This window comes from Pseudoalteromonas sp. 2CM39R (genome assembly GCF_023161845.1).
In genome coordinates this window covers 1-22,671 of record NZ_JALNTM010000035.1, presented here as the reverse complement: position 1 = coordinate 22,671, position 22,671 = coordinate 1, and the positions used below count along the sequence as shown (strand labels likewise).

The following is a 22,671-nucleotide window of genomic DNA, read 5'->3' as shown; positions in this document are numbered from 1 at the left end:
GTAAATGGCTTCTAACAACCTACTTACTGGAATGTACCATGCAATTACCTACAGTTGATTATAAAGCGGACGATGCGGCTGCGCAATTTGTTGAATCGTTGAGAAATACTGGTTTTGGCGTATTAAAAAACCATCCTATTCCGCAATCTTTAGTTGAGTCTATTTATGAAAATTGGCAAGACTTTTTTAACTCAGAGCAAAAGCATGAGTTTTTATTTTCAAAAGAAACGCAAGATGGTTATTTTCCACCGTCGGTATCAGAAGTAGCTAAAGGCCATACGGTAAAAGACATTAAAGAGTACTTTCATGTTTACCCTAAAGGCCGTGTTCCTGCACAATTAGAAGCTGATGTGCGTGAGTACTACCGTTTAGCTAATGAATTTGCGGCAACATTATTAAGCTGGGTTCAGGCTGAAGCGCCTGAAGAAGTGCGTGCTAAGTTCTCTATCGATTTAAAAGATATGATTGCCCAATCTGAGCAAACGTTGTTACGTATTTTACATTACCCGCCAATGACAGGTGATGAAGAGCCTGGTGCTATTCGTGCTGCTGCGCACGGTGATATTAACTTATTAACCGTATTACCGGCGTCAAATGAGCCAGGCTTACAAGTACAAAAAACCGATGGCGGTTGGTTAGACGTGCCATGTGATTTTGGTAGTTTAATTATTAATATTGGTGACATGCTACAAGAAGCATCGGGTGGCTACTTCCCATCAACGATTCACCGTGTAATTAATCCATCGGGTAAAGCAACAACCAAATCACGTATTTCATTACCATTATTTTTACACCCTCGTCCAGATGTGGTGTTATCTGATCGCTACACAGCAGATAGCTACTTACAAGAGCGTTTACGTGAGTTAGGTGTAAAATAATCTTTTAGCATTTGTAATGCCAGGTAAATAAAAAGCGGCTGTTTAGCCGCTTTTTTAGTATTTGTGTTTATTGATTTGGCACAAAGTAAATAATGGCATGCATTCTGAGCCACTAAAGGTATAATGCGCGCAACTGGCCACTTTGGCCTAATTTGAAATAGAGAGTTTATATGAGTTTTGATGGTTTAGGTTTATCACAGTCTTTAGTTAATGCGGTTTTAGAAAAGGGCTATGAAACGCCAACGCCTATTCAGGCTCAAGCTATTCCAGCAATTATTGCACGTCGCGATGTAATGGCCGCAGCGCAAACCGGTACCGGTAAAACCGCTGGTTTTACTTTGCCGCTTATTGAGCGTTTATCGTCGGGTACTAAAGCAAAAAGTAATCATGTTCGTGCGCTTATTTTAACGCCAACCCGTGAGCTTGCGTTGCAAGTAAGTGAAAATGTTGAAGAATATGCTAAGCATTCAAACGTGAGTTCGTTTGTTGTTTACGGTGGTGTTAAAATTAACCCACAAATGCAGCGCCTGCGCAAAGGGGTTGATATTTTAGTGGCGACACCAGGGCGTTTAATTGATTTACACAATCAAAACGCGGTTAAATTTGATAGCGTTGAAGTGCTGGTTTTAGATGAAGCTGACCGTATGTTAGACATGGGCTTTATCCATGATATTAAACGCCTAATTGCAAAAATGCCTGAAAAGCGTCAAAACTTAATGTTCTCAGCCACGTTTTCGGATGATATTCGCGCGCTGGCAAAAGGGTTAATTAACGACCCCGTTGAAATTTCTGTTGCGGCTAAAAACACCACCGCAAAAAGTGTCACGCAAAGCGTATACGCAGTAGACAAAGCACGTAAAACGGCCCTATTAAGCCATTTAATTCGTAGCAACGATTGGCAACAAGTACTGGTATTTAGTCGTACTAAACACGGTGCTAATCGTTTAGTTAAGCAACTTGAACGCGATGATATTGTTGGTGCGGCAATCCATGGCAATAAATCTCAGGGCGCGCGTGTTAAAGCACTAGAGGGCTTTAAAAGTGGTGAAGTGCGCGTATTAGTGGCAACCGATATTGTTGCACGTGGTTTAGACATTGTTGAATTACCGCATGTTGTAAACTACGACTTACCTAATGTATATGAAGATTATGTTCACCGTATTGGCCGAACTGGTCGTGCGGGAGCATCAGGGCATGCTATTTCGTTTGTAACGGTTGACGATGCAGTAGATTTATACGGCATTGAGCGCTTTATTGGCGAGCTAATTCCACGTGCTGAAGAAGAAGGTTTTGAACCGGCTAACCCTGTTGCTGAGCGCGCACTCGATGCACGCCCGTTACCGGCTAAAAAGCCAAAGAAAAAACAACCATTCAATAAGCCTAAATCAGATAGCAGCAAGCCTAATAGCAAAAAGCCTAACAATGGTGGCAATGGTACAGGCCCTCGTCGTGGTGGCTCTAAAAAGCCTGCAGCAAAAACAGACGAGAATGCACAAAATCCTTGGGCAAAGCGTCAATCGGTAGGTGGGAATGGCCAGCGCCGTCGTCGTCCAGCAAATAACGACTAATTAGGTTTAGTTCGTTTTAATAAAAAACGCGCTTACTTTTACTGGTAGCGCGTTTTTAATGCCTATTTTAAAGCTTTACTAACCGATTAAATAATTAACTGCTAATCCTACAAATAAAGTAACACTAACGCTCAGTAACGTTCCTAGCATCACATATTCAGTGAGTTGTTTATCTTTGCTGGCACTTAAGTCGCCAAATCTAAACACGGATTTGGCGGCAATTAAAAACCCAAGCCCTGCAAACTGATCTAATAAAATAAATGTCAGCATAAGTACTCTTTCAAGCATACCAATACTTTGTCCTGCTAAGGGGAGGCTACCATCACTAGAAAAGTGATTAGTTAAACGCTCTAACATCATTCTTATAAATACCGCACTGGGACTTAAAATAATAAGGTAACCAGCTATAACCCACAGCACTTTATCGTTGCACAATAACGCCATCACATTGTCAGCAAATTGCTGATCGTCAGTTAGCCAAATACTTATCGCAATAATGACAGTGATATGTGCAATTTGGTCTAATAAAAAAGGCACTACGCCTTTATTTGAATACGATTTCGCAATATCAATAAAGTAGTGACTGATCATAATAATGCCGGTCGCCAGTAATACGCTGCTTAGTTGTTGCCAGCCAAAACTATATTCCCAAAGTGCCACAACGACTGCACTGGTAATTCCGTGAACCAATACATGGTAGTAAAGTTTTTTTGCTTTAAAATGACGGGTGTTTCTGTCGTTTACCCAACTCATGGGTTGCCAATAAAAATCAGCGAGTAAGTGGCCAATAATCAGTGCAACGAGTAATAGTGAAAATTCCATTAGTCATGTCCTTGCTGTATGCTTCTAAGCTGTTGTTGTGCATGTGAAATAAATCGTTCTATCAGCTGATAGTTAGCAAGATTAAGCAGCTTAGTAACGTTTTCGCGGCTAGTGTTGAGCTCTTTAGCTAAAGCTGCATGGTTGTTATTAGTATGGGTTAAATATACATACAAAGCATTTGCTTGTTTTTGGGTTATTTTACACAGTAATACATCGACAAACGCTAGGTTTAGCTTAAAGCTCTCATCAACCGATTGATCTGCAATAGCAAATGTAAAACGCTGGTTTGTCATTTTATCTAGCTCATGACCAGAGAGAGTAAACGCAGAGCCTGTAGCAGTTTTTATACTCGTACTAGGGTTATCTATGTGCCCCAACGCCATGCTTTGGCGCAATTCATAGCCGGCAGATTTTAACTGTAGATAAATAAGAATAGCGGTGGTAACTAACTGTTCACTTTTATCGAGTTGCAGTTGAAATGCATCCCCACGGTAAATATCCCAAGATGTTGTTTTATTGCAATTTGCACGTAAACTTTGCTCTAGCTGGTAAAGCATGGCATCGTATTGTTGTTTAGGTATTTTTTGCGATTTAATAATATCGCCGCTGATCACACCAATCATAAAAATCCAGATAGATTATTTATATGTAACTAAATTTGGTTACATTGTTAAATGTAACCGTATTTGGTTACGTTGGGTTTGGTAACTAATTTAGGTTACTTAACACGCAATTGCAAGTATTACTCATTGGGACATAAGAATGACCTCACAACAAAGCAGTAAACCTCGTGTAGGTATTTTTGTCGATGTACAAAATATTTATTACACCTGTCGCGAAAGCTACGGTAAAAACTTTGATTACAATGCCTTTTGGCGAATGATGGAGCAACAATACGATATAGAATGTGCGTTCGCTTATGCAATATACCGAGGTGATGAAAAGCAAAATCAGTTTCAAAATATTTTGCGCGCTATTGGCTTTGAAGTAAAACTAAAACCCTTTATTCAACGCCGTGACGGCAGTGCCAAAGGCGATTGGGATGTGGGTATAACCATAGATATGCTAGAGCAGGGGAAGCAGCTTGATAAAGTTATTTTACTCTCGGGTGACGGTGACTTTGCATTATTACTTGGGCATTTAAAAAATCAATATGATGTTCCGTGTGATGTATACGGTGCTGATAAATTAACCGCAGAGGTACTTAAGCAAAGTGCCGAGCAATTTCATTTAATTGACAAACAGCTACTACTTTAAAAAGTATAAGTATTGTATTTTTGATTTATTTTTGAGCAGAATGTTTGCGTTGATCATGAGAGTATTTAATACAACGGGTGCATAGATTAATTAAGCCTAATTTAGGCTTTTTTTATGGCGATAATAAATTGGGTTTAGTGGATGAGTATGGTAATTTTAAGATTCAATTAGTATCAAGGAATTACATGCTTAACTACAGTAATATGCCATTAGACAGAGGCTCAAATGCGCGCAAAGACCCTACTTGGGTAGACGCAAAAAAAACAGCAGACAGTTTATGGCTTTTAGTTAAAGGCAATCACACCTTATTTGCTAACAGTAGCCCTGAGGTGGTGTATTTAGCTTACCAACAAGTGGCGCATTTAGATTTAACGCAGGCTATTCTTTTAGGATCAAATAAACAGGATAATGCCGTATTTGCGCTAGACGTAACTGAACTCGAAGAGTCGTTATTAGCAACGATTGTTGGTGATGCCAAGTTTGCAGATATTCGTCAATATGGTACTCAAGTAGCACTTGAAGATGGCTCAAATGCAGCGCTTGCTCGTGGGTTGTGTTACTGGCATGCCACTCATAGTTTTTGTGGTCGCTGTGGTACCAAAAATCACTTAGTTGAAGGGGGGCATTCACGTTTATGCGACAACGCAGCCTGTATGCACCAAACTTTTCCGCGTACCGATCCAGCCGTTATTATGGTAGTAACTAAAACATTTTCTGATGGGATTGAACGCTGCTTATTGGGTCGCCAAGCAACTTGGCCAAAAGGTCTGTATTCCTCGCTTGCCGGGTTTGTCGATCCAGGTGAAACCCTTGAACAAACCGTGATCCGAGAAGTAAAAGAGGAAGCGGGCATTACCGTGGAAAAAGCAGAGTATATTGCTTCTCAACCTTGGCCGTTTCCTTCATCAATTATGCTTGGTTTTATTGCCACAGCAAGCAGTGATGAAATAAGCACAGAGCAAGATGAACTTGAAGATGCACGATGGTTTTCTCGCCAAGAACTTGCGCAATTTAAAGATTGGCAACACGAGGGGGAGCATTTAAAGCTACCTAGAGCTGATTCGATTTCGCGTTATTTAATTGAATATTGGCGTACTCAGATAGAAGGATGAATCATGTCGAGCAAAAATAAAAATACCCAATTAGTGTCATCAGGGCGCAAAAAAGCGTACACCCATGGCGTAGTTAATCCAGTGATACAGCGCGCTTCAACGATTGTATTTGATTCTGTGAGTGAGCTTAAAGAAGCGGCTAAAACACGTGGCGACAAAACCTTGTTTTATGGCCGCAGAGGGACGACCACTCATTTTGCTCTGCAAGAGGCTATTACCGAACTCGAAGGCGGTGAGGGCTGTGCGTTATACTCATGTGGCGCGGCAGCGATAAGCCAAACTCTGTTATCGTTTTTAAAGTCCGGTGATCATATTTTAATAGTGGACACTGTTTACGAGCCAACTCGTGATTTTTGCGACAAGATATTAGCTGGGTTGGGTATTAGTACGACCTATTATCCGCCAATGATTGGTGCAGACATAAAAGAGTACATTCAAGACAATACCAAAATGTTGTTTTTAGAGTCTCCGGGGTCAATTACCATGGAAGTTCAAGACGTTCCCGCCATGGTAAAAGTGGCAAACGATCATAATGTAATGACAGTGCTTGATAACACCTATGGCAATGGCTTGCATTATCGTCCGCTTGAACATGGTGTTGATATTAGTATTCAAGCCGCCACAAAATATATTGTTGGCCATTCTGATGTGATGATGGGCGTTGCTGTAGCTAATAAAAAATATTGGCCTACGTTACGCGAGCAGTCTTACTTATTAGGTCAATGCACTAGTGCCGATGATGCGTATTTAGCACTACGAGGCTTGCGTACCATGGCCGTGCGATTAAACCAGCATGAAAAAGCCGCGCTAGAAGTAGCAAAATGGCTTGAGCAACATCAGCTGGTGGATCATATTCGCCATCCTGCGTTTATAACATGCCCAGGCCATGAATTTTTTAAACGCGATTTTGACGGTAGTAATGGTTTATTTTCGTTTGTAATGAAAGCGGGTAATCAACACGCCATAGATGCTTTTTTAGATAGCCTACAACATTTCAAAATGGGCTTTTCGTGGGGGGGCTTCGAGAGCTTAGTAACGGCAAACTTATCAATGAAAGGGCTGCGCTCGCAAACAGGGTGGGAGCATGGACCTGTTATTCGTTTGCATATTGGTTTGGAAGATGTTGAAGATTTAATTGCCGACTTACAGCAAGCATTAGTTATTTATGAGCAACATTTATAATTATTAATTGGTTAAATTACATTATTTGTTACAAAGCCTACCTCTGAGTAGGCTTTTTTTTGCTAGCAATTCAACGTGTTTACACTTAGTGTTGTTAAATAACGCTTATTTTAAAGTATGAACAACGTCATTAAGGATAGTCAATGGCAACACCATCACCTATTAACGTAGGGCGCTTAACCCAAATCGCGGGTTTTGAGCTGGTACGTATGTTTTTAACTAAACGAGGACTTATTGCACTGGCGGCTTTTGCGCTAGTGTGGCTTGTTATTTTACGTTACCCCATAGGCCAAGCTGTAGGCATAATCAGCTCGCCAGATTTTGAACAAATAGCCCGTGATATTTCCGGCTCTATTGGATTAAGTAAGTTACTTGATTGGCCTGAAGCCGAATTTGCTATGTATTGGCTTATTGCTTTGTATAGTTTTCCTGTTTTTAGCTTATTTATTTGTAGTGATCAAACCGTCGGTGACAGAGAGCGCGGTACGCTAAGGTTTTTATCATTACGCTCAACGCGCTTTGAAATACTCTTTGGTCGATTTTTAGGACAGTTAGCGGTACTAACCTGTTTAGTTGGCATCACGCTTATAGCGACATTGGCGGTGCTCGGGTTTCGCGAGCCGAGCTTACTTGCTGGTGGCCTTGGTCGTGCTGTTTCAATATTTTTAATACTCATAGTTACTTTTTCGCCGTTTGTAGCCTTAATGAGCTTAATTAATACTTTTGCGAGTTCCTCTCGTCTGGCAATTGTATTAGCTATTTTATATTTTACAGCCGGTGGCATTATTGTTGGATTACTGGAGTGGCAACTACCCGCATTAAGTGTGCTTGATTATTTATTCCCCGGTGTGCAAATAGAGTTATTAGCTGGACAAAACTTACCGTTATTGAGCGCTTTGGCTATTCCTTTAGTGCAAACAGCGGTGTTACTTGCAGTTGCTCAACGTATTTTTGCAAGGAGCTCATTATGAAATCATTAATAACAGGGCGTAATTTAAGTAAATCATACGGCTCAAAATTGGCTCTTGATAATGTGAATTTTGAGATTCAAAAAGGCGCGCCAGTTGCATTAGTTGGCCCTAATGGCGCAGGGAAAACCACTTTATTTAGTTTATTGTGTGGCTATATCGCACCTAGCATGGGTGAGCTTGAAATACTCGGCAATAAACCAGGTAGCGCGGCTTTATTTAATAAAGTGAGTGCGTTACCACAAGATGCACAGCTAGATCCGCGTTTTAATATAGATAAACAACTTAGCTTTTATGCCAAGCTACAAGGTATGGGCACCAAGCAAAGCCAAATAGAGGCACTTCGAGTATTAGATTTAGTGGGTCTTAGCGAGGTTGCAAAAAACCGCGCAGGGGACTTATCTCACGGTATGCGCAAGCGTGTAACCATAGCACAAGCATTAATTGGTTCACCGCAAATTGTAATGTTAGATGAAGCCACCGCAGGGCTTGATCCGATTCATGCCAGAGAGGTCAGAGAGCTGGTGTCTGAGCTGTCGTCTCAAGCGACGTTTATTTTAAGCTCTCATGATTTAACTGAACTAGAACGACTTTGCTCCCAAGTACTACATTTAGATAAAGGCATATTAAGCGAGCATCAAACTAAAGCGGCGAATACTGATAAGCACTTTTATACCTTAATGCTAAGTGAAGCGTATCAAAATGTGGAGCAACAACTGCAAGCAATTGAGGGTGTGAGTCGTGTTTATATGAGCCAACATAAAGAGTATGTGATTGAGTATCAACCAACTAGCGATTCACTTGACATCGCGCTATTGCAATTTTGCCACCAACATAATTGGCAGTATAGGCAGTTAGTAAATGGTCATACTCTAGAAAATCAAATATTTAAACAGGAGAAACTGTAATGGGATTATTTAGTGGTTTAATGGGTAACGCCAGTGAAGTGGATGATGCCGATTTAGAAAAAGTATTGGCTAATACGCTTATTGAAGGTGAGCGAGTTGAAAAGGCGTATAAAGTAGTTCGTGATATGTTTATCTTTACTAATAAGCGACTAATTTTATTAGATAAACAAGGTGTGACTGGTTCTAAAATGGAAATGATCAGTATTGCTTACTCTAAGATAACTAAGTTCAGCAAAGAAAGTGCGGGGCACTTTGATTTAGATGCAGAACTGAAAATTTGGGTTGGATCTGATCCAAACCCTATCAGCAAAGACTTTAAAGCTGGTGATAACATAAATGATGTTTATAGGATAATTAGCCAGTATTCATTATAGAAACAAACAAAAATCGGTGTAAAATTAAAGTAATTGTTTACAGTTTGTTGCGATTACTTTAACATAAATTACTCCAACACTTTCTTACAAATTCCCTAACAAATACAATTGCTTGATTCAGTTTTCGTTCAGTTTCGCGGCGTTAGCATACCCCCACTTTAGCAATGTAGTTAAAGTACAAAAACAATGTACATAGGGATGTTTCATTATGAAAAAGTTAGCAATTATTATTTCAGGTCTTTTATTATCAAGTGCTGCACACGCTGCAGATAGCTATCAATCAATCAGTAACTTAAACTACACAGATACTGATAACAACGATACTATCAGCGTGGACTCTACTTACTACTTCTCTCCAAAGAGCACACTAGGTCCATACGATCAATTCGAATACATCAATAAGCAAAGCAACGTATTTGGTGGCTACGCTGATGACGATTTTGGCGATGTGACTGCTATTGGCGGTGAATACTTCGTTGAAGATTTTGTTGTTGGTGCGTCTTATCAAAATGCTGATTACAACTCTAACAACGAGTCATACACACTTTCTGCTGGTTATTTCTTTAACCCAGATTTACTTGCAAAAGTAAGATTTGTTGATCAAAAAGATGGTGATAACGTTACATTCTTTTCTTTAGCATACAACCACATGCTAAACGATACAGATTACGTAGGTATCACTGTAGAATCAGATGATGATTTTGATTCTCGTTCAGTAGCTGCTAAATACTTTGTTGATTTACAACAAGGTAACTACTTAACAGTAGAAGGTACATTTGTAAGCCTTGACGAAGCAGATGACCAATGGAACGTAGAAACAAACTACTACTTCTCTAAAGCGACTTCTGTATTTGCATCTTACGATAAAGAAGACAACTACAGCTTTGGTGCTCAACACTTCATCAATAAAAACATTGGTTTAAAAGTGGGTTACGGCAACAACGCAGATGACTCAGATAACGATGCTTACTTTGCTAACATGCGTTTTCAGTTTTAATTAAGCGTTTAATCGCATAAATTAAAACCAGTTAAGTAGTAAAAAGCCCACACTTTGTGGGCTTTTTGCTGTGTGTAATAAATGCGTAACTCTACTTTATCGTTATATTTTAATTACAATAGAATCGGCTCATCATTTAGTGGCACTCCTCTGACAGCCCATTGTATTTAAATTAAGATCGGTCATAATTAAATCAATGTTTTTATAACTGTAAAGGAATGTGTTTATGTCAGTATTTATTATATTGCTGGTTGTGGTGATCGTGGTGTTTGCAATTAAAGATATCCGCCTTAATTTAATTACTCGACCCACTTTTAAAATGTTTAAAAAAGTATTACCGCCATTATCGCAAACAGAGCGAGAAGCCATGGAAGCAGGCGATGTTTGGTGGGATGGCGAGCTATTTAGTGGTGATCCTGATTGGCAAAAATTACACAACTATCCGCGTCCACAGTTAAGTGAAAAAGAAACTGCATTTATAGATAATCAAGTTGAAACTTTATTAGCCATGCTTGATGACTATAAAATTGTACAAAAAGACAAAGATTTACCTAAAGAGGTTTGGGACTTTTTAAAAACCGAAGGGTTTTTTGCAATGATCATCCCAGAAAAATTTGGGGGTCTTGAATTCTCTGCTATTGCCAATTCCACCATAGTGTCAAAAATTGCGACTAAAAGCTTAACAGCCGCCGTGACGGTCATGGTACCCAATAGCTTAGGTCCTGGTGAGTTATTACTGCACTACGGAACAACTGAGCAACAAGAGCGCTGGCTACCTAGCCTTGCAAAAGGCGACGATGTGCCTTGTTTTGCATTAACGGGCCCTGAGGCTGGCTCAGATGCTGGCAGTATTCCTGATTCTGGTGTGGTGTGCAAAGGCGAGCATGATGGTAAGGAAGTGTTGGGGCTGCGTTTAAATTGGTCAAAACGCTACATCACACTTGCGCCAGTTGCGACTGTGTTAGGGCTTGCATTTAAAATGTACGATCCAGATGGGTTGTTAGGCGATGAAAAAGAGCTTGGCATTACGTGTGCACTCATTCCAACCGATCACCCAGGTGTTAAAACCGGCGAGCGGCATTACCCCCTAAATATGGCGTTTATGAATGGCACAACGTACGGTAAAGATGTATTTATTCCGCTTGATTGGATTATAGGTGGTCAGCAAGGGGCAGGACGAGGTTGGCGCATGCTAGTTGAATGTTTAAGTGCAGGGCGTGGTATTTCGTTACCGGCACTAAGCACTGCAACAGGGCATTTAGCGGCTAAAATGACTTCGGCTTACTCTGTTGTTCGACAACAGTTTGGTGTGTCAATTGGTCAATTTGAAGGGGTTCAAGAAGGGTTAGCACGTATTGGTGGCCTAACTTATGCGCTGGAATCGTGCAGGTTAATGACAGCTGGTGCTATTGATTTAAAACTAAGTCCATCAGTAGTAACAGCTATTGCAAAATACCATATGACCGAAATGGGTCGAACAGTAATGAATGATGCGATGGACATTCATGCAGGTAAAGGGATTCAGGTTGGGCCTAATAACTATTTAGCACATGGCTATATGGGTATTCCGGTTTCGATTACGGTTGAGGGCGCTAATATTTTAACTCGTAATTTAATGATATTTGGCCAAGGCGCTACTCGTTGTCATCCGTTTGTATTAAAAGAAATGGAAGCGGCTTCAATGGAAGATGATGACGCGGCATTAGAGCAATTTGATGGTCTATTGATGAACCACATAGTGTTTGCTATTGGCAATGCAAGCATGGCTTTAGTGCATGGTTTAACTCGCAGCCACTTTGCCAAAGCACCTGTGTGCGGAGAAACCGCGGCCTACTATAAACAGTTAGGGAGAATGAGCCGAGGACTTGCGTTTACAACAGATGTTGCAATGTTGATGTTAGGTGGTGAACTTAAACGCAAAGAAATGATATCGGCACGTTTAGGCGATGTATTAAGTCATTTGTATATTGCTTCTACCGTGTTAAAACGTTTTGAAGATGAAGGGCGTCAACAAGCTGATTTACCTTTTGTTAAGTATGCAATAGAGACGTCATTATATGAAATAGGTCAAGCATTTGACGGTTTCTTTAAAAATTTCTCTAACCCGGTGGTTAACTTTGCCCTTAAACGCATTGTGTTTCCGTTAGGTAATCATTATCACAAACCAAGTGATACCACTTCACAAAGTATTTGTGAACACATGACTCAACCAGGCGTGTTTCGAAACAGGCTTACTCATTTGTGCTACATCGATGAGAAGGCAGGCACTGGAGTGATGGAAAATGCTTTTTTAGCGATGCACGACATGCAAAATCAATTTAAACATTTAAAGCAGTGGCAACGAAAAGGTAAGGTACCTGCAACTTTTGATATTGAACAAGCTATTGAGTACGCTCTTGAGCATGAGTTACTTACTAAGTTAGATGCTGAAGCTATGCATCATGCTAATAAATTACGAATGCAGGCTATTGCGGTAGATAATTTTAAACCTGAAGATTTCTAACATTGTACTCAAGCACTAAAAAAGCCTTAAACTTATAATTTAAGGCTTTTTTATATATTTTTAGATTGAACGTTGATCAGCGCCCGTAAGGATCGGCGATGATTTTATCTACGTACCATTTACCTTTTATTTTTAGCATTTCGATACTGCGAAAGTCATCAATTTTTTTTCCATTAAAATAACCAGTAAATACAATATTTATCTTAGCGTGATTACCGTACTGTTCTCGCAGGCTTGAATTTGACATATCAATTTCAATTACCACTTCATCGAATTGTAAATTAATAAGACTACGGGCAAATTGTTTTGCTGTACCGTAAGATTTCATTATGCGAGCTAGCTTAGGCGTTGCGAAATTACTGGCTTTTTGCAAGTTATGTTGATTATAAAGCGCATCAAAATACACTGTGGCGGTATCGCCTGGACGGTCATTGTCAATGTACTGTTCTTTAGGTTTAGTATTGTCATTACAGCCAACGATCAAAATACTAAAAATGAGCACAAAAGAAGTTAAAATTGTTTTCATATTTGGTCAGGTTGATTACTCATACATAAAGTGTGTGATGGAATGGAGGAGATGTAAAGAGGATAGGACTAAATAGGTGTTAACTTATTAAAAAAGCAATAAAAAAGGATGTTAAAAAACATCCTTTTTTAATAGTGTTGTTCGATTACTGAACAAGCTCTTGCTCGGAAAACTCTTCATCAAACATGGGGCTTGATAAGTAACGCTCTGTTGCGCTTGGTAAAATAACCACAATGCTTTTATCTGCATTTTCAGGACGCTCAGCAATACGTTTTGCTGCAACCACGGCTGCACCCGATGAAATACCGACTAAGATCCCTTCTTTTTTCATTAGTTCATGACACATTGCGATACATTCATCATTAGACACTTGTTCTACGCCATCAATAATTGATAGGTCTAAATTCCCAGGAATAAAGCCTGCGCCAATGCCTTGTATTTTATGTGGTCCTGGTTTTACCTCTTCACCAGCAAGCGTTTGACTAATAACTGGCGAGTGGCTTGGCTCTACAGCGATTGATTTTACATTTAAGCCTTTTTCTTTTTTAAGATAACGACTAACGCCTGTAATCGTTCCGCCTGTACCAACACCTGCAACAAAGAAATCGATTTTGCCATCGAGTGCATTAAAGATTTCCGGACCCGTTGTTTCAAAGTGAATTTTTGGGTTTGCCGGGTTTTCGAACTGTTGTAGCAAAATAAATTTATCTGGATCTGCTGCTTGAATTTCTTTGGCTTTAGTAATAGCGCCATTCATGCCCTTAGCGCCATCTGTGAGCACTAGGTTAGCACCGAGTGCCTTTAATAGTTTACGACGTTCTAAGCTCATGGTGTTTGGCATTGTAAGCGTTAGCTTGTAACCGCGAGAAGCCGCTACAAATGCCAATGCAATACCCGTATTGCCTGATGTTGGCTCTATAAGTTCTTTGTCTTTGGTTAGTTGACCTGATTTTTCAGCTTCCCAAATCATTGATGCACCAATACGGCATTTGATACTAAAGCTAGGATTACGTGATTCAACTTTAGCGTATACATTCCCACCTGTAACACGGTTAAGTTTTACCAACGGTGTGTTACCGATGCTTAGTGAGTTATCTTCAAAAATAGTAGACATAATGTTCCTTTAGGTACAATCTGATCAACACGTTAACAGCTATTCTGTTAACTTTATAAGCCTACTTTACTGTGAGATAAAAAAAGTTAAAGTAAGCTTTGGCTATAACATATATTAATTCCGCTTATAACGGATTGAACTAAAAACTCAATCTGTTAATTTTTTAGTTATTAAAAAGGCGAACTTGAAATCATTTGTTCGTTTTTAACTTTGTACTTTATCTTTTCTTTATGTAGTCGTTATTTAAACAAATCAACACATCACACTTATATTTTGTTGGTTAATTGTGCAAATGAACTGCGGTTGAACAGTTTATTGACACAAACTATTCAAAACATGGTAAAAACACATTATCTAAATTCAATAAAGTAATCACCATGAAGTTAATCTTAAAATTAATTGCCGGTATTGTGGCCGGTATCTTAGTCGGGCTCTACATTCCCTTAACTGGCGTTGAGCTTTTATACACAGTAAAAGAGCTTATCGGCCAGCTTATTAGTTTTACAATTCCACTGATTATTTTATTTTTTATTGCCTCTGGGATTGCCGGGCTTCCTAAAGGATCAGGGCATCTACTGGGAAAAACGGTGGGTTTTGCGTATGGCTCAACAATTATAGCTGGTACCTTGGCGTTTTTATTAGTAACAGCGGTTATTCCGTTTTTAAGCGGCGGTATTTCATTTGAAGCTGAAGCAGTGACCGAAGTAGGAAGCTTTATTGACTTAGAAATTCCACCATTAATGGGTGTAATGACTGCTTTAGTTACAGCATTTGTATTTGGTATTGGTATGAGCCAGCTTGGCTTAGACACATTAAAAACTGTGTCGGATCAGGGGCGCGATATTATTGATGGTTTACTTTCAAAAGTAATTATTCCGGCATTACCGTTTTACATTGCGGGTGTATTTGCTGAAATGACCGTAGCAGGCACCGTTGTTGATACATTACAAGCATTTGGTGTAGTACTTGTTGCTGCATTAGTGATGCATTGGTTATGGTTGAGTGTTTTATACATTACCTCAGGCCTATTACTTAAGCGTAATCCTATTGAGCTAATTAAAAATATGTTACCTGCGTACTTTACTGCATTAGGAACTATGTCGAGTGCGGCAACCATTCCAGTATCTTTGCAATCAAGTAAAGCAAATAACGTTAAAGAGGATGTAGCTAACTTTACAGTGCCATTATGCGCCACTATTCATCTATCAGGTTCAACAATTACAATAGTTACCTGTGCTATGGCTGTGATGTTTTTATCGCCTAGCATGGAAGTACCTTCATTAATGGCTATGTTGCCATTCATTATGATGTTAGGTGTTGTGATGATTGCAGCGCCAGGCGCCCCAGGTGGTGCAGTAATGTCGGCGTTAGGTTTATTAACTAGCATGCTTGGTTTCAACGAAGGTGCGGTGGCACTAATGATTGCACTTTACCTAGCGCAAGATAGCTTCGGCACTGCGTGTAATGTAACTGGCGATGGTATTATTGCTTTATGGGTAGACCGTTTTAGTGAAAAAGCGTCAGCATAAATCATTGGGGCGTATTTACCTGCTATAGGTAAATGCGCTTTTAATCATATCGGTCATAAAGACCGATTACGAAAGCATAATATTAGTTATGGTTTCGTAGTATCTATGCTAATGTTGAAAATTAATTTTGTTAACTTGCATCTTATTAGGCTAGTGAGGGTGTTCTATTGATTAACGTACTTTTAGTTGATGACCATGAACTTGTGCGCACAGGGATCAGACGTATTCTTGATGATATACGTGGTTTTAAAGTAATAGGTGAAGCTAAAACAGGCGAAGAGGCTGTGCAGTTTTGTCGTCAGCATGCGCCAAATATAGTGTTAATGGATATGAACATGCCTGGTATGGGCGGGCTTGAGGCAACTAAAAAGATTTGCCGTTACTGCCCTGATGTAAAAATTATTGTGCTTACTGTTAATTGCGAAGACCCATTTCCAAGTAAGGTCATGCAAATTGGTGCTCATGGCTTTTTAACCAAAGGTGCTGGATCTGATGAAATGGTTCGCGCTATACGCTGTGTGCATGCAGGACAACGCTATATTGCTCCAGAAATAGCGCAACAGATTGCACTTGCGCAGGTAACCGGGCGTACCGATGAAAACCCATTTCAAAGCCTATCCGAGCGTGAACTACAAATTATGCTGATGATCACCAAAGGTGAAAAAGCACAGGATATTGCTGATCGCTTAAATTTAAGTTCTAAAACAGTAAACAGTTATCGCTATCGCATGTTTGAAAAGCTTAACGTAGGAGGCGATGTAGAGCTTACTCATTTAGCCATACGTTACAAAATGATTGATATAGATATCTCTTACTAGTCGGTATATATGTCTGAATTTGATCATGTCCAGTTTTTAAAAACATTATCGAGTGAGCCTGGCGTTTATCGCATGCTCGATAATGACAACCAAGTTATCTATGTCGGTAAAGCTAAAAGTTTAAAAAAGCGGGTAAGTAGTTACTTTCGTAGTAATATAACCGATAGTAAAACCCGTGTTTTAGTAAGTAATATTTGTAATATTGAAGTCACGCTTACTAATACAGAGACAGAAGCTTTACTGCTCGAAAACAACCTCATTAAAAAATATCAGCCACGTTATAATATTCTGTTACGTGATGATAAGTCGTACCCTTACATACTGCTCACTAATCATAAGCATCCTCGCTTAGCCTTTCATCGTGGTAGCAGAAAAGTAAAAGGTGAATATTTTGGTCCGTTTCCAAGCGCGGGGGCGGTTTCAGAAAACTTACGCTTAATGCAAAAAATATTTCCGGTACGTCAATGCGAAGATGCCTACTACCGTGCGCGTAGTCGCCCTTGCTTACAGTATCAATTAAAACGCTGCTCTGCGCCGTGTGTAAATAAAGTCTCTGAAGATGAATACGCGCAGCAAGTTGATTATGTCCGCAAGTTTTTAACTGGTAAATCTCATGAAGTAATAGCCGATCTCATTGCTAAAATGGAAAAAGCCAGTGAGCAGCTTAATTTTGAACTTGCAGCTAAAGTTCGCGACCAAATTATGTTGCTGCGTAAAATGCAGGAGCAGCAATCTATCTCTGGCAATTTTGCGGAAATGGATGTGGTCGGCTTTGCCCATTTAAACGGTTTAAATGGGATTCATCTATTAATGATTCGCGATCATAAAGTGCTGGGTAGTAAAACTTATTTTCCAAAGGTGCCTAAAGACTCACAAGAGCAAGAAATTTTAACCTCTTTCTTAGGTCAATATTATTTAGCTCCAGGTGCGACAGGGCGCATTGCTAAAGAAATCATTTTACCATTTGAAATAGAAGAAAGTGATGCACTAGGTGAAGCCTTGACCCAAATTAGTGAACGTAAGGTATCGCTTAAAGTGGTAACCCGTGGTGAGCGAGCACAGTACTTACAGTTAGCGAATAAAAATGCATTAAATAGCATTACGGTTAAGCAAAGCACTCAAGACTCGATAAACAAGCGTTATGCGCAATTAAAGGCTACTTTGCGTCTTGATGATATTAATCGCATGGAATGTTTTGATATCAGTCACACCATGGGTGAAAACACAGTGGCCAGTTGTGTTGTATTTGATTCTCAAGGCCCTAACAATAAAGAGTATCGTCGTTACAACGTGACCGGTATTACCGGTGGTGATGATTACGCCGCTATGGAATTTGCACTAAACAAACGTTACAACAAGTTGGTTGATGAGGAGAAAATTCCCGATGTTATTTTTATCGATGGTGGTAAAGGTCAATTAGGTAGAGCAGAGCAATACTTCGAAAACTGGCCGCATACAAAAATGCCGCTATTAGTCGGTGTTGCAAAAGGCACTAGCCGTAAGCCGGGTCTTGAAACCTTGCTTATAGATGGCGGGCGTAAAACAATTCCTATGGATTCTGATGCACCAGCGCTTCATTTGATCCAGCATATACGCGATGAATCCCATCGTTTTGCAATTGCAGGGCACCGTAATAAGCGGCAAAAACAACGCACTCAGTCGTTACTAGAAGAAATAGATGGCGTTGGTTCAAAGCGTCGACAAACATTATTAAAATATTTAGGGGGCATGCAAGGCGTAAAAGCTGCTAATATAGAACAGCTAAAGAAAGTTCCTGGGATCAGTCCTGACATGGCTGAGAAGATATTTAACCATTTGCATGACAAGGGCTAGCCCTATGTGCGAATATAGAAAAAAAGACATATCCAAGTAGTTATGTGGAATATTCCAAACACACTCACAACGTTTAGACTCTTTCTTATCCCCATTTTTTTGGTGATATTTTATATGCCTTATTCATGGGCATTCTTTGTTGCTGCCTTTATTTTTTGGCTGGCTTCGATCACAGATATACTTGATGGCTATTTAGCCCGTAAACTTGAGCAATCAACGCCTTTTGGTGCATTTTTAGACCCGGTTGCTGATAAAGTAATGGTGTGTGCTGCCTTGGTTGCATTATCTGAGCATTACCAATCTTTGTATATGACCATACCCGCGCTTATTATTATTAGCCGTGAAATTGTTATATCGGCGCTACGCGAATGGATGGCTGAACAGGGGAAACGCGGTAACGTAGCTGTATCCGATATGGGTAAGTTAAAAACCGCAGCTCAAATGTTAGCCATTATCGGTTTAATTTGGCAGTACGATAGCTGGATGATGTATTTAAGTTATGGCTTGCTTTATATAGCCACATTTTTAACGCTTAGTTCTATGGTGCAATATTTAGTTGCAGCATGGGGAGAATTGACCAAAAATTGATTGTAAACGTCTAATAACGCACCATTTTAGATAAAAAATAATCAAACAGTTCAAAAGTAGCATTTTTTGTGTTGACGCGTTTAATAATCTCTGTAGAATGCGTCCGTGTTGAGAGGGCATAGCCCCCTAGATAAACATAAAGCGGCACTAGCTCAGTTGGTAGAGCGCGACCTTGCCAAGGTCGAGGTCACGAGTTCGAGCCTCGTGTGCCGCTCCAGTTTATCTTAAAGCTAACCTAGTATTGAGGCGGAATGGCAGAGTGGCCATGCACCGGATTGCAAATCCGTTTACCCCGGTTCGACTCCGGGTTCCGCCTCCAATCAACACTCCACACGCTTTAATTAGCAAACTCGATGCCCGAGTGGTGGAATTGGTAGACACAAGGGATTTAAAATCCCTCGACTAACAAGTCGTGCCGGTTCAAGTCCGGCCTCGGGCACCACTTTGTGGTTTGGTTACATACACCAATATGTAACTTATAAAAATTATATTAGAATTAATATGATGCGGCACTAGCTCAGTTGGTAGAGCGCGACCTTGCCAAGGTCGAGGTCACGAGTTCGAGCCTCGTGTGCCGCTCCATATTAGTTTTATCCACTTGCTTTAAATAGCAAACTCGATGCCCGAGTGGTGGAATTGGTAGACACAAGGGATTTAAAATCCCTCGACTAACAAGTCGTGCCGGTTCAAGTCCGGCCTCGGGCACCACTTTTAATTATTGACCAAGTTAATTAAAAGTTTGATAAATACTTATTTTATGGCACTAACTCAGTTGCCAGAACGTTTTACCGCGACATGGTCGCGCACCAACGTACAAATTACTGATAAAGTTTTATGCGGCACTAGCTCAGTTGGTAGAGCGCGACCTTGCCAAGGTCGAGGTCACGAGTTCGAGCCTCGTGTGCCGCTCCAAATTATTTGATATGTTTAGGCGGAATGGCAGAGTGGCCATGCACCGGATTGCAAATCCGTTTACCCCGGTTCGACTCCGGGTTCCGCCTCCAAATAATTACTCCACACGCTTTAATTAGCAAACTCGATGCCCGAGTGGTGGAATTGGTAGACACAAGGGATTTAAAATCCCTCGACTAACAAGTCGTGCCGGTTCAAGTCCGGCCTCGGGCACCACTTTATACTTTCCTTGTTTATTCTAGTTTAACCATTATTTTATTAAACCATTAATTATAAAATCGCATTATCAAACTAGCATCTTATTCCTTACACTAAATTACTACGTTTGTTTGAGATCTTTAAGTCTCACCTTTTTCAAAAGCTTATCCCATCAATATATTACCACTGATCATTTTTATAGCTCAAACCTGACGCTAGCTACGGAAAAAAACTCTCATTTAGAACAAAATACAAAATACAAAATACTAAATTTAAGTTTTGCTATCGATAAGATTTTCATACCTCACAATAGAGTACTAATATTAAGCTATTTATATAAAAGCAGTGGTACAAGGCTCTTAAATGGAAGTGGTGGCTGTGCTTCGTTTGATACATAAGTGAAAGTCGGCATAAGCTTATTTCTATTAACACCATTACAATGCCACAAAATGTATTAAGAGCGTTGATGTAAACTGTTTAACTAATCGCTTATAAGGGATATGAGAAGCTTGATGATGCTAATGTGTTTAATTGGGTCTCAATAGGTGGGTACTGCTATTAGTAATATAATACCAATCCGCAATAATACGTAATCATTTTACGGGGCTAAACGTGTCACTAGCTGCGTTAAAAAAGTCTCATTTAGAACAACTAAATAGCAAATTTTTTGCCTAGCTATCAACACGTTTTTCCAGCCTCAAAATAGACCACTTAAATAATTAATTATTTTGAGAGGCCAAACCAGACGCTAGTTGAGTTAAAAACTCCTCATATAGAACAACTAAACATCGAAATTTTTGCTTTGCTATTAACAGGTTTATCTAGCTCAATATAGGTTACTTAATTAAGTGAATTGGTACTAGACAATAAAAAACCCGAAATGGCCATGGCCGTTCCGGGTTTTTAACTTAAATCTCTTTAAAGTTATTTGTGCCAAATACCTTTCGGAATAGTTTTATTAAGCTTGTTGTTTTTACTTGGATCAAACGTCGGTAACTTTCCAGCACGTCGTTGAGCGTTGTAATCTTTGGCAAGCCATACCACAACTCCTGAGAGCATAAATAGCGCGATTACGTTTACAATCGCCATTAGGCCCATAGACACATCAGCTAGAGTCCACACTAATGGTAATTCACCAAGGGCACCAAACATCACCATACCTAACACTAATAATCTGAAGATCAGCATGCCAGATGCATGGTTATGCTCTAAAAACAATAAGTTCGTTTCTGCATAAGAATAATTAGCTACAATTGATGTAAAAGCAAAAAACAAAATAGCGACTGCAACAAATATTGCACCCCAGCTACCAACATGTTCCTCAAGCGCTGCTTGTGTAAGTGCTATACCCGTTACATTAGAGCCTGGAACTAATTGCTCTGATAATAAAATAAGAGCAGCGGTAGCTGTACAAATTATAATGGTATCTACAAAGACACCTAGCATTTGTACATAGCCTTGTGATGCAGGGTGAGGTGGGTTAGGAGTTGCAGTTGCTGCAGCGTTAGCTGCGCTACCCATACCCGCTTCGTTTGAGAATAATCCGCGCTTGATCCCTTGGATCATTGCTTGCATAACACCATAACCAATTGCACCAGCGCCAGCCTGTTCAAGACCAAAGGCACTTCTAATTACATGCATAAACACATCAGGCAACTCAGTGTAATTTACAGCACATATATATAGTGCAACAATTAAGTAGGCAGCAGCCATAAATGGCACTGCTAATTCAGCAAATCGTGAAATTGTTTTTAGGCCACCAAATATGATGATGCCTGAACCAATTACAAGTGCAATACCTACTATATAGTTAGGAATACCAAAGGCGACTTCAAAAGCTGCAGCGATAGAGTTTGACTGTACCGCATTAAAAACTAATCCAAAGGCTAAAATTAAACATAGTGAGAACACGATGCCCATCCAGCGCTTGCCAAGTCCGTATTCCATATAATAAGCAGGGCCTCCACGGAAGTTGCCTTCTTCATCGCGTATTTTGTAAGCTTGAGCCAATGTGCTTTCTGCAAAACTAGTGGCCATACCGATCAAAGCAATTAACCACATCCAAAAAATAGCACCAGCACCACCTAAATAAAGTGCGACTGCAACACCTGCCATATTACCGGTACCGACACGGGCGGCTAAAGAAGTACAGAAAGCTTGAAAAGAGGAAATACCGCCATCTGACCCTTGGCGACTTTGAAACATGACTTTAATCATGTGTGGGAATTGTACAAATTGGATGAAACCAAGACGTATGGTAAAAAATAGCCCAGCGGCTATTAATAAGTACACTAAAATATGACCCCATAAGAGACCACTTATACTATTTATTATATCTGTCATGTGTGTTGCCTAGTGAACGAGTTGTAAATATGCGCCGCAACTTACCACAAGCAAGGTAAATAGTTTAGTAAACAGCGCAAAAAAATGAGTTATCCACAGGGTTTTGTGGGTATCTTGTGTGTCTGGGTGGGGTATCTTTGGGGTAAAAATTAAATGCAAAAAAGCGTTTAAAAACGCTTGCGTTAAAATCGATTCGCCCTATAATGCGACCCCACTGAGACGGCAGAGCGCAACGCATAGC

At 40.0% G+C, this 22,671-nt stretch carries 19 protein-coding genes and 8 tRNA genes; 22 read left to right on the top strand and 5 right to left on the bottom strand.

The window, feature by feature from the left end; all coding sequences use genetic code 11:
* Positions 1–38 precede the first annotated feature (38 nt).
* The gene (locus MTF66_RS36145; RefSeq protein ID WP_138596418.1) at positions 39–878 is read left to right on the top strand and encodes an isopenicillin N synthase family oxygenase; all 840 of its coding nucleotides are present in this window, start codon (positions 39–41) and stop codon (positions 876–878) included.
* A 170-nt stretch (positions 879–1,048) separates the two neighbouring features.
* Entirely contained in the window at positions 1,049–2,446 is a 1,398-nt protein-coding gene (locus tag MTF66_RS36140; protein WP_138623448.1) for a DEAD/DEAH box helicase, read from the top strand.
* Positions 2,447–2,524: 78 nt separating this feature from the next.
* Here the strand turns inward: MTF66_RS36140 and MTF66_RS36135 are convergent, their stop codons facing one another.
* Both MTF66_RS36135 and MTF66_RS36130 read right to left on the bottom strand, forming a co-directional pair.
* Positions 2,525–3,268, bottom strand: coding sequence for a DUF3307 domain-containing protein (locus tag MTF66_RS36135; protein ID WP_138623450.1), 744 nt, complete (start codon positions 3,266–3,268; stop codon positions 2,525–2,527).
* A complete protein-coding gene (locus MTF66_RS36130) occupies positions 3,268–3,891 on the bottom strand; it encodes a hypothetical protein (protein ID WP_138623452.1) in 624 nt (207 codons plus the stop codon). Before MTF66_RS36130 ends, MTF66_RS36135 begins: the two co-directional genes overlap by 1 nt.
* 139 nt (positions 3,892–4,030) lie before the next feature.
* On the opposite strand from MTF66_RS36130, the gene MTF66_RS36125 reads away from it, so the two are divergent.
* The 8 genes from MTF66_RS36125 (at position 4,031) to MTF66_RS36090 (ending at position 12,569) form a co-directional block, all read left to right on the top strand.
* Positions 4,031–4,525 (top strand): NYN domain-containing protein, encoded by a 495-nt coding sequence (locus MTF66_RS36125; RefSeq protein ID WP_054202185.1) that lies wholly within the window; start codon positions 4,031–4,033, stop codon positions 4,523–4,525.
* Between the two features lie 185 nt (positions 4,526–4,710).
* Positions 4,711–5,637 (top strand): NAD(+) diphosphatase, encoded by a 927-nt coding sequence (gene nudC / locus MTF66_RS36120; protein WP_131690793.1) that lies wholly within the window; start codon positions 4,711–4,713, stop codon positions 5,635–5,637.
* Between the two features lie 3 nt (positions 5,638–5,640).
* The gene (locus MTF66_RS36115) at positions 5,641–6,819 is read left to right on the top strand and encodes a cystathionine beta-lyase (RefSeq protein WP_138623456.1); all 1,179 of its coding nucleotides are present in this window, start codon (positions 5,641–5,643) and stop codon (positions 6,817–6,819) included.
* 143 nt (positions 6,820–6,962) lie between these two features.
* A complete protein-coding gene (locus MTF66_RS36110; RefSeq protein ID WP_138609296.1) occupies positions 6,963–7,790 on the top strand; it encodes an ABC transporter permease in 828 nt (275 codons plus the stop codon).
* On the top strand, positions 7,787–8,695 hold the full coding sequence (locus tag MTF66_RS36105; protein WP_138623458.1) for an ABC transporter ATP-binding protein: 909 nt from the start codon (positions 7,787–7,789) through the stop codon (positions 8,693–8,695). The genes MTF66_RS36110 and MTF66_RS36105 overlap by 4 nt, the downstream gene beginning before the upstream one ends.
* Positions 8,695–9,069: a PH domain-containing protein gene (locus MTF66_RS36100; RefSeq protein ID WP_008111597.1), complete on the top strand. Its 375-nt coding sequence runs from the start codon at positions 8,695–8,697 to the stop codon at positions 9,067–9,069. The genes MTF66_RS36105 and MTF66_RS36100 overlap by 1 nt, the downstream gene beginning before the upstream one ends.
* Before the next feature lie 208 nt (positions 9,070–9,277).
* Positions 9,278–10,066 (top strand): putative porin, encoded by a 789-nt coding sequence (locus MTF66_RS36095; RefSeq protein ID WP_010391475.1) that lies wholly within the window; start codon positions 9,278–9,280, stop codon positions 10,064–10,066.
* 226 nt (positions 10,067–10,292) lie between these two features.
* Positions 10,293–12,569, top strand: coding sequence for an acyl-CoA dehydrogenase (locus tag MTF66_RS36090; RefSeq protein WP_138623460.1), 2,277 nt, complete (start codon positions 10,293–10,295; stop codon positions 12,567–12,569).
* A 76-nt stretch (positions 12,570–12,645) separates the two neighbouring features.
* On the opposite strand, the gene MTF66_RS36085 is transcribed toward MTF66_RS36090, so the two are convergent.
* Both MTF66_RS36085 and cysK read right to left on the bottom strand, forming a co-directional pair.
* The gene (locus tag MTF66_RS36085; RefSeq protein WP_010391478.1) at positions 12,646–13,095 is read right to left on the bottom strand and encodes a hypothetical protein; all 450 of its coding nucleotides are present in this window, start codon (positions 13,093–13,095) and stop codon (positions 12,646–12,648) included.
* Between the two features lie 145 nt (positions 13,096–13,240).
* Entirely contained in the window at positions 13,241–14,209 is a 969-nt protein-coding gene (cysK, locus tag MTF66_RS36080) for a cysteine synthase A (RefSeq protein ID WP_138623461.1), read from the bottom strand.
* Positions 14,210–14,586: 377 nt separating this feature from the next.
* Between cysK and MTF66_RS36075 the strand changes: the two genes are divergently transcribed.
* From MTF66_RS36075 to MTF66_RS36020, 12 genes are all read left to right on the top strand, one after another.
* Positions 14,587–15,738, top strand: coding sequence for a dicarboxylate/amino acid:cation symporter (locus MTF66_RS36075; protein ID WP_138571035.1), 1,152 nt, complete (start codon positions 14,587–14,589; stop codon positions 15,736–15,738).
* A gap of 167 nt (positions 15,739–15,905) precedes the next feature.
* Entirely contained in the window at positions 15,906–16,556 is a 651-nt protein-coding gene (gene uvrY, locus MTF66_RS36070; RefSeq protein ID WP_010391483.1) for a UvrY/SirA/GacA family response regulator transcription factor, read from the top strand.
* Positions 16,557–16,565: 9 nt separating this feature from the next.
* Positions 16,566–18,389 carry an excinuclease ABC subunit UvrC gene (gene uvrC / locus MTF66_RS36065; RefSeq protein WP_248530167.1) on the top strand — a complete coding sequence of 608 codons (1,824 nt, stop codon included), beginning with the start codon at positions 16,566–16,568 and terminating at the stop codon, positions 18,387–18,389.
* A 42-nt stretch (positions 18,390–18,431) separates the two neighbouring features.
* Positions 18,432–18,977, top strand: a complete 546-nt coding sequence (gene pgsA / locus MTF66_RS36060) for a CDP-diacylglycerol--glycerol-3-phosphate 3-phosphatidyltransferase (protein WP_036933597.1) — start codon at positions 18,432–18,434, stop codon at positions 18,975–18,977.
* A gap of 141 nt (positions 18,978–19,118) precedes the next feature.
* A tRNA-Gly gene (locus tag MTF66_RS36055) sits at positions 19,119–19,194 on the top strand.
* Positions 19,195–19,222: 28 nt separating this feature from the next.
* A tRNA-Cys gene (locus tag MTF66_RS36050) sits at positions 19,223–19,296 on the top strand.
* 36 nt (positions 19,297–19,332) lie between these two features.
* A tRNA-Leu gene (locus MTF66_RS36045) sits at positions 19,333–19,419 on the top strand.
* Between the two features lie 64 nt (positions 19,420–19,483).
* Positions 19,484–19,559, top strand: a tRNA-Gly gene (locus MTF66_RS36040).
* Between the two features lie 39 nt (positions 19,560–19,598).
* A tRNA-Leu gene (locus MTF66_RS36035) sits at positions 19,599–19,685 on the top strand.
* A gap of 128 nt (positions 19,686–19,813) precedes the next feature.
* Positions 19,814–19,889 (top strand) — tRNA-Gly (locus tag MTF66_RS36030).
* Positions 19,890–19,907: 18 nt separating this feature from the next.
* Positions 19,908–19,981, top strand: a tRNA-Cys gene (locus MTF66_RS36025).
* 37 nt (positions 19,982–20,018) lie between these two features.
* Positions 20,019–20,105: transfer RNA gene (locus MTF66_RS36020), tRNA-Leu, on the top strand.
* Between the two features lie 906 nt (positions 20,106–21,011).
* Here the strand turns inward: MTF66_RS36020 and MTF66_RS36015 are convergent.
* Positions 21,012–22,430, bottom strand: coding sequence for a sodium:alanine symporter family protein (locus tag MTF66_RS36015; protein WP_138623056.1), 1,419 nt, complete (start codon positions 22,428–22,430; stop codon positions 21,012–21,014).
* Positions 22,431–22,671 lie beyond the last annotated feature (241 nt).